This is a genomic window from Streptomyces sp. NPDC102514, assembly GCF_055584525.1.
In genome coordinates, this window is record NZ_JBVJLW010000055.1 from 1 (window position 1) to 1170 (window position 1170).

Here is a 1170-nt window from a genome sequence, read left to right on the forward strand (position 1 = left end):
GCCAAGGACCATCAGGCGGACGGCGAGCCGGTGGTCAGCGTGGACACGAAGAAGAAGGAGGTCGTCGGGGAGTTCAAGAACGCGGGACGCCAATGGCGGCCGGCCGGTGAACCCGTGCGGGTCGACGTCCATGACTTCCCCGGCGACGCGCTGGGCAAGGCCCTGCCCTACGGCATCTACGACCTGTCGGCGGACACCGGCTGGGTGAGCGTCGGTACCGATCATGACACCGCGGCCTTCGCGGTCGAATCGATCCGCCGCTGGTGGAACGGGCAGGGACGTTTCGACTACCCCGGCGCCACCCGTCTGCTGGTCACCGCCGACGCGGGTGGCTCCAACGGCTACCGCACGCGGGCCTGGAAGACCGAACTCGCCGGCTTTGCCGCCGAGACGGGCCTGGCCGTCACGGTCTGCCATCTGCCTCCGGGCACATCGAAATGGAATCGGATCGAGCACCGGCTGTTCTCCGCGATCACGATGAACTGGCGCGGCCGGCCGTTGACCAGCTACGAGGTCATCGTGCAGAGCATCGCCGCGACCACCAACCGCACCGGGCTCACTGTCCACGCCGAACTGGACCCCGGCAGCTATCCCACGGGAGTGAAGGTCAGCGACGTTGAACTGAACGCGGTCCCGCTGACCGGCCATGCCTTCCACGGGGAATGGAACTACACCGTGCACCCGGGGTTCACCGAGCCGACGAACCCCGGCAAACCAACCGCCCGCCTCGACCGCGAAGCCCTGGCGCACCCCGCCCTGACCGGCATGACCAGCACCGAACTGACCGAGCTGACCACAGCCCTGGCCCCGCCCTGGCAGGCACTGCACGCCCCGGACCGCACTACCCGACGCGACAGCGGCACCCGACGCCGAGCCCCGGGCGGCGGCCGCAAGGCCAAACTCGACCTGGCCGACCGCGTCCTGGCCACCGCCCTGCACCAGCACCTTGGCCTGTCGCCCACCGTGCTCGCCCACCTGTTCACGGTCAGCAAGGACACCATCCGCGAGACCATCGGCGAGATCAGACAGCTCATGGACCAGCACGGGCACACCCCCGGCCCCGCCGCGGCACACCTGACCACCCTCACCGGCCTCCACGTCTACGCAACCGCGCACGGCATCGCTCTCACGACAGAGACAAAACCACCGTGTTGATTCTTTACGAGCCCT

At 68.7% G+C, this 1170-nt stretch carries 1 protein-coding gene; it reads left to right on the forward strand.

The features are described 5' to 3' along the window. On the forward strand, window positions 1–1155 hold a 1155-nt coding region (locus ACZ60E_RS45735), incomplete at its 5' end, for an ISAzo13 family transposase (RefSeq protein WP_469448224.1). Window positions 1156–1170: the final 15 nt, after the last annotated feature.